Genomic DNA, 6,914 nt, shown 5'->3' with positions numbered 1-6,914 from the left:
GGATTTTTTGTCCGCTAATCCTCACGAATTCACGCTAACCTTTCTCGGAAAAATTCGCGCAGATTAGCGGATTCGAAGGCAAAACACCGTGTTTTGAGCCTCGAGATTTTCAAATGCGATTACCCTAGAAAGATAATAGGCTTAAAATTACCATTACGACTAATTTAACTACCTACCAGTCGCAACCCAGACTGAAACATTTTGGTAGCTAGTTGGGCTTGCGAAAAAAAAAATATGCGTATAATCCTTAAAAGTTAAACAGTGGAGGGTAATTAACCAACACTCCTCCTATAACATAAAGTACGTGTTTTGCCAGTCTTTGTTCCAAAACCAATTAAGCGGTGGCTGAAAGTGTAGAACAAAGGAAGAGTTTGCGAACAGTGAACCACTTATAACCATACAACATTGGTTTAGAAGGGTTTTATGAACAGTTCAAAAACAGCAATGGTTATTCGAGTTTTGGCAGGGGCAATATTTTCGTTTTCTCTAATTCTATCAAGTTGTCAATTCCCCGGGGCTTCAGAGCTTACTGGAATTACACCTACCCAAACAATACCATCACCAACACCTAGAATCTGTCCAGATGTAAGCCTAGAGAACCTCGACCAACTTGAACTTACCCCATCGTTTATTGTGGTCCTTTTTGATCCCAATACAACAGATGCGGCAACTCTAGAGTATTTATCTGGTGATAAAACCGGGGATGCGCTAGATTATATTGGCAACGTACTTCCAAAAATCCTCGGTACAGGCAGCCAATTCTCAATCTTCTCGTTGGGCTTCAGAAGTTATGAGGCGGCGAAACTGGATAGATATTCTTCAAAAATAACGAATGCACCTGAACTCGTAGCAACTCCAAGACCATATACAACATTAACTGCAGTTCCAACCCCAACAACATCGGACGCTGTTCTTCAGCATCAGGAAGCTAAAAATCAATATAACGCCACCTCAACCGCTCATTTTGCGACAGCCACCCAACTGGCGTTTGAAGATCTTTGCCATAAAACTTCTTACGACGACCAATACAAAGCCACCGCCACACAATGGAGCATCACCCAGCAGGCGGAGGCCGCAGAAATAGCAACTCAGGTCGAATCCGCAAGACTCGAAAGAGAAACCAAGGTGGCTGTGCTAGAGACCCCCTTCGCGCCTAATAACGTGTACGAAGGGCTTTCGCATGTAACAATTGATTTTGAAAATCAATGCAAAAATTATGACCGATGCATTCTGTTGATTTTCGATAATCTCACCGACTGGAGAGGTGAAACTCCAGATTACCTGCACATTAATTTAGAAAATGTCGAGGTTATTTCCGTGTTGGCTCAGTGCGAAGATATTATTCAGCCTAGTTGCAAAGAGATCCAGGATAAATGGACACCTCTTTTCGAGTCCTATGGCGTCAAATCAGTAGAATATCTTAATGGAGAAAGGCTTGAAGCATTTCTCCTAAACTACTTTGGAGGTAAATAACCATGGCTGAGATCTTTTACAACTTGTTGAACTCCCAAGCTTTTTGGGTAGTTATGGCGGTGTGGCTGATCATTTGTATCGCGTGGACCGAGAGATGGCGGCCTGTTTTTGAACGACTGGGCAAGATTGTGATTAAACCAGTGATCTTCCAGGAAGACCCTGAACCTAATAATGTTCCTTTTTATCCTCGAAAATTTCTCGAAGATGTTGCTAATGGCTTTCGAGATACCCTCAAACAACCATTCACTGACTTAATAAAGGTTGTTTCCAGATGGTTCATCAATCTCACTGGACTCATTTATTCCAAAGATCATCCATTTAGAACACTGGGATACTTGATACTGCTCGCCTGCTTCTTATTCTTCGTTCTTGCGGATGCTATTGCAGTAGCAAACACCTTGGTTGTATTAGATTTATGGGCAGGCGAACTCCCAGAAATACTCGGAAGATTTGACTTGGCTGTATTTGGCGGCTCGTTACTTGCCTTGATCATCGGCATGGCGCTCGTATTTGAAATTCGAAGCTCTTCCAGCGAATTCAGCCCCTGGTCTGAAAGAGATAGGCAGACAAGAGCCCTTGCACAAGGTGTGGCATTACTAGTAACTTTGCTTTCTTTGCTCACATTAATTGCTTGGGCGCTCTTCCGTTTGATCGAATTAGGAAGGCTTGATTCCAGCCCGTTTCTCGATGGCTTGCTAAACTGGGTTTTGTTTGGGTTGGTACCGATCAACAGCGCGCTCGCCGCCGCGATCACCTTCTTAGAATCTATCAGAGGTATTCTAGTTTTATTTGTCGTGGTTGGCTGGGCTCTAATCGGAGTGTTATATATTGTTAATTACCTTGCCACCATTTTAGGATCCATCCTGCCGTTTTTTGTTGACATCCTCTATCGGATAGTCTATATCGCAATAGATTTATTGCAATGGGTTATTACTACGCCTATTCAAGCGATATTTTTACCATTTAGGTGGATCGCTGGTTCAATGTCTGGGTCTTCGAAAGAAGATGATGGTAGTGATGAAAAAGAAAAGCCACATTCAACAAAACAAACTGTCAAGAAAGACAGTAATTAATCTGAATACATTTTGTTTTTTCCATTCGTTCAGAATGTAGGTTGTAAAGATTTGTAAATATACCAACAGTTTAGATAATGCAACTTTAAGCAACTCAGGAGAGGAAATTATGAAAGCCGCATGGCTTGTTCGCTGGATGGTGTGTACTTCTATTTTGCTTTCCTCCTGTGGAGGAGGGAATGGCGCAACCGCAACATCCTCAATAACACCTACTCCAACATCAACACCTCCCATTATAGAAGTTACTCCCCCACCAACTGATGTTACGCTCAACTTAAAGCCTGTTGTAGCCACGCCAGAATCAACAGGGGTGCAATTTTTAATAGATAACTCTAATTCCATTAGACAGGATTGTGGCGAAGTTGACGGTAGACGATTCGACTTTGTTAACTATATGCTAGATATCTTGCGTACAACTCCCGAGCCACTTGCTGATAACCTACACGTCGGAGTTAGTAGTTTTGGGAATGTTAATAACAATGGCTATATATCACTAATTCCCCCTCAAGTAGTGAATCCGGGATACCCACGAGTTGACAAATTAACCGTTACAGGCGACTCGCAAAATTACAGCACTGCAATTCAAAACGCTGTAAACGACATAAATGAACAATCTGTAATTATTAAATATTTGGTCATCCTTACAGACGGAGGGTTTTGGAAGGAAAGCCCTACAGCAGTGTTGGAAAAACTTAACAAAATAACCGAAAACAAAGACTTAATAGTACTTGTGGGTTTAATTTGCCCAGAAATACCGTCTATTCAGAGCGATATTGCTAAGTGGCAAACAAATATTAATGGAGTCCAAGGCTCGGTATATGTTTTCAGTAGTGTTGAAGATGCGGGCAGGTACCTTTTAGACTATTTGAAACCTTTTCTTCCTTATAGCTTGGCGATTTCATCTACAAATTATCTAGACGCAATAACAATACCTGGGGGGTATACGGGATCTTTCTTCCGATATTGGAATAAAGACATCAATTCACATCTGAGTATCAAAGAAACTATCACTGGCGACTTTTGGGATGTAACCCAGGTGCAATCCGACCATTCTTTTCAGCCAACGAATGGGTGCTTGCAATACAGTTTATTATTTCCAAACCCTGGAAATCATTGGTTGTTATTTATTCAAGCGCACACATTCGAAGATTTAAAATTAATATTAAGCACCGAAAACAGGCAACCACTTGAGATTGTAAATAATCAGACAAGGGTTTTTAACTTCCAAATCAAAGACGATGTGTTATCAGAATATGATTTACGAAACTGGAAAGACTGTTTCCAGGTAGATATAGTCGGACCAAATGGGTCTTCCGTCCCAATATCAAATGGTAATTTCAGTTTCATGCAGAGTATCGACTTCGACACTATTCAGGGACAAGCGCAGTGGTTCCCACAACCATTTCCGAATCCCGTACCCATTGATATAAAAATCAGATTCAAATCTAAGAACCACAACAACCCGGCATGGGAGGTTAAATATCCATTGCCAATCAAATTTGAACCTGTGTTTTCTCCTCCCAATCAAACGCTGTTAACCAACAATAATACTCCAGAAGCAACTGAAGTAATCTTGGCATTTCACAATGTCGCTTCTCAACCAAGAATATTTCTAGTTAGTGATTTGAGTTACGACCAGCTGATTGATCTTGGAAACAAAGTTTCAAATCAGGCGACTTTTCAACAGGTAAATTTCATGGTTAAGGGAGAGGCTTCTGAGCTGAGTTTTTCACAACCGTGCCATCTCTCACAAGGTGTTCCAAATCAATATAGCTGTATGAAATATGAGCAAAGCCTTCCATTAACATATACGTATACGCTCCAAACGTTCAAACACATCGTTGAATACTATCGTTTTAACAGGCTGATTTTTATATGGAAGGAATCGATAACAACCAAAGCAAAAGCATGGGAATGCTGGATAGGCACTAATACAATAAACTGCGACGGCAATATCACTGTACCTGACATTGTTCCAAAATAATAACTTGACCTGATACCTAAATGAGGTAAAAAACATGGACAACCTTCCGATTCCAAATATGCGCTCTAGTTGGGTAGCCGCATTAATCAACACTATATTTATGTTTCTTATTTATTACCTTTGTCTCTTTGGCACATTATTGAAAGAATACAGAGATCATTTCGATCATGACAGGTCGTTTGATAAGAGTGCGGAACAGCTTGCTATATGGGTTGACGTTCCGCGTTACTTTTATGCAGCAGGACCAGCAACAGTGCACGTACATGTAAAAAACGAAAGCAAGAAGCCATATAATGATGTAAAAGTATATCTCATAACCCGAGCTGATCCCAAAGTTCCCACTCTATTAATACCGAATGTTTTTAATGCAGATGTGTATTCCAGTCTTGTAGAATTTCCAATTATCGAACCACTATCAACTGCAAATGGGCGAGTATCGTTTATTACACAAGCAAATACCAGCATAACCAGCGTTTTACTGAAAGTAGGAGATGATGAGCCTCAACAGCTTTTTGCGGAGGCTGAAATACCATTTGTCGAATCGGGACCCAGAGCTCTTCAAATTGACTTTCTGGAACATGTTTTGCTACCTCCCTGGTCAAATGGCTTCATATTGACGTTAATTTTACTTTCAACGTTTTTAATACGAACCGATAAGGAAGCAAAGGATGAAGAAAAGATTTTCAATCCTGAAAACAAGTATCTTCCTACTCCTGTTTGGTGTAATGAATTTATAAATGACTATAAAAGATCATCTGCTGTTTTCGCGATTATGATTTTTATTACATTTACCATCTACCTGCTACTCGGGTCTATTGATGCAGTATTTCCGATTGCAGGAATAATTTTATTTACATGGTTAGTCATCAAGAGAGTACGACAAAAATCAGAACTGCAGTCAAAATTCTCATCCTCAACAATAATTCTTCTGGGATTTATCTCTGTAGCTTTGGCAGTATTTCTGGTTTTCTTTAATCCAAGGATTTTCATATCTGCTCTTGGAAAGGTTCTTTGGATATTATTAGGAATTGAGGGACTTTTAGTGTTTATTTGGTACTATAGTAGGCAGTTTGCTTCCGAAACAGATTCACAATTATCTGATACGGATGGGAAGAATGAGACGGAGCATGTCCGACATTCAAATGAACCAAAGGGCAAGAAAGAGCACTCGAAAAACATGTCAAAAAAATAGAATGTTTTTCATTTTCTTGTGTTTTATGCAATGACTTCCTTAGCGTCAACAAAAAATCCTCCTTACGGAGGATTTTCATGTGAGCGCGGAGGGGATCGAACCCTCAACAAACGGCTTAAAAGGCCGCTGCTCTGCCATTGAGCTACGCGCCCGCGTATCGAGCGAAGGGCATTCTAACACGACGGAAAGTGAGCGTCAACAAATTTTTACCGCGAAGGCTTGCATTGAGCTTGTCGAAATGGCGCTAAGTAACTATCTCAAAACTCTTTGAGGGCATATAATTTCAGTGCCAACAAAGGAAACCCAACGATGAAGAAAAAGACGCCACTACCCACTATCTGGGAGGTTCCCGATGAATTATGGAAGCGCATGGAACCGCTCATCTTGGAATTTGACCCACCCAAAGAAACGGGCAGACCGCGCATCCATCCGCGCAATGTTTTGGATGCCTTGATTTTTCGGATGCGCACGGGGTGTCAATGGAATCACATTCCACGCGTGTATGGCGATGATTCTACAATTCATCGAACGTTCCAACATTGGGTGGAAATCGATTTGTTTCCCAAGCTTTGGGCATTGTTGCTGGAGGAATGTGAAGAACTGGGGCTGGTGGATTGGGAATGGCAAGCCGCGGATGGCACGCTGGGCAAGGCTCGTTCGGGAGGCGATGAAATTGGAGCCAACCCGACAGATCGAGGCAAAAACGGCTCGAAAAAGAGCCTTTTGACGGATCGGTTGGGCGGGCCGCTTGCGATTATTGTCGCGGGGGCAAATGTTCACGATACGAAGTTGTTGGACAAAACGATTGAAGCCATTGTGGTGGAACGACCGAAAGTAACGAAAGCAAAGCCTCAACATCTTTGTTTGGACAAAGGCTATGACAACCCAACAGGCAAGGCGGCGATAGAGAAGCACCGCTATACGGGGCATGTTCGCCGTATTGGTGAAGAGAAGTTGAGCAGGGGTAAAAAAAGCATCCTGCTCGACGATGGGTGGTGGAAAGAACGTTAGCATGGTTATCCAAGTGTCGCGGCTTGTTGATCCGTTACGAAAAGAAAGCGAAAAACTATCTCGCCCTGCTTCAGTTTGCCTGCGCTATGCTTTGGTTTCGCAGATTGGCTCAGAATGCCTTTTGAGATAATTTCTAAGAACGCAAAGATTTAATTGGTTTTCTTAGTGAACTTCGCGGGCT

General features: G+C 41.7%; 5 protein-coding genes and 1 tRNA gene. 5 read left to right on the top strand and 1 reads right to left on the bottom strand.

Annotation, left to right across the window (positions count from 1 at the left end):
* Window positions 1-423 precede the first annotated feature (423 nt).
* From AC16KF_RS02770 to AC16KF_RS02755, 4 genes are all read left to right on the top strand, one after another.
* Window positions 424-1,473 carry a hypothetical protein gene (locus AC16KF_RS02770; RefSeq protein WP_484035761.1) on the top strand — a complete coding sequence of 350 codons (1,050 nt, stop codon included), beginning with the start codon at window positions 424-426 and terminating at the stop codon, window positions 1,471-1,473.
* A gap of 2 nt (window positions 1,474-1,475) precedes the next feature.
* Window positions 1,476-2,546 carry a hypothetical protein gene (locus AC16KF_RS02765; protein WP_484035760.1) on the top strand — a complete coding sequence of 357 codons (1,071 nt, stop codon included), beginning with the start codon at window positions 1,476-1,478 and terminating at the stop codon, window positions 2,544-2,546.
* A gap of 109 nt (window positions 2,547-2,655) precedes the next feature.
* Complete coding sequence (locus tag AC16KF_RS02760; protein ID WP_484035759.1) at window positions 2,656-4,530, top strand: hypothetical protein; 1,875 nt, start codon at window positions 2,656-2,658, stop codon at window positions 4,528-4,530.
* Between the two features lie 34 nt (window positions 4,531-4,564).
* Window positions 4,565-5,722 (top strand): hypothetical protein, encoded by a 1,158-nt coding sequence (locus AC16KF_RS02755; protein ID WP_484035758.1) that lies wholly within the window; start codon window positions 4,565-4,567, stop codon window positions 5,720-5,722.
* An 80-nt stretch (window positions 5,723-5,802) separates the two neighbouring features.
* Here the strand turns inward: AC16KF_RS02755 and AC16KF_RS02750 are convergent.
* Window positions 5,803-5,874, bottom strand: a tRNA-Lys gene (locus AC16KF_RS02750).
* A 157-nt stretch (window positions 5,875-6,031) separates the two neighbouring features.
* Here AC16KF_RS02750 and AC16KF_RS02745 point away from each other — a divergent pair.
* A protein-coding gene (locus AC16KF_RS02745; RefSeq protein ID WP_484035757.1) for an IS5 family transposase occupies window positions 6,032-6,858 on the top strand; the annotation gives its coding sequence in 2 pieces (ribosomal slippage) (window positions 6,032-6,689 and window positions 6,689-6,858; 828 coding nt in all).
* Window positions 6,859-6,914: the final 56 nt, after the last annotated feature.

The organism is Candidatus Defluviilinea gracilis (assembly GCF_057138825.1).
Note: the sequence above shows the minus strand (reverse complement) of the source record. Positions and strands in the feature narration are given on the sequence as shown.

What these genes read in the sequence shown, in the direction of transcription:
- AC16KF_RS02755 (WP_484035758.1), top strand. Translation starts at nt 4,565, where the DNA reads ATGGACAACCTTCCGATTCCAAATATGCGCTCTAGTTGGGTAGCCGCA.
- AC16KF_RS02760 (WP_484035759.1), top strand. Translation starts at nt 2,656, where the DNA reads ATGAAAGCCGCATGGCTTGTTCGCTGGATGGTGTGTACTTCTATTTTG.
- AC16KF_RS02765 (WP_484035760.1), top strand. Translation starts at nt 1,476, where the DNA reads ATGGCTGAGATCTTTTACAACTTGTTGAACTCCCAAGCTTTTTGGGTA.
- AC16KF_RS02770 (WP_484035761.1), top strand. Translation starts at nt 424, where the DNA reads ATGAACAGTTCAAAAACAGCAATGGTTATTCGAGTTTTGGCAGGGGCA.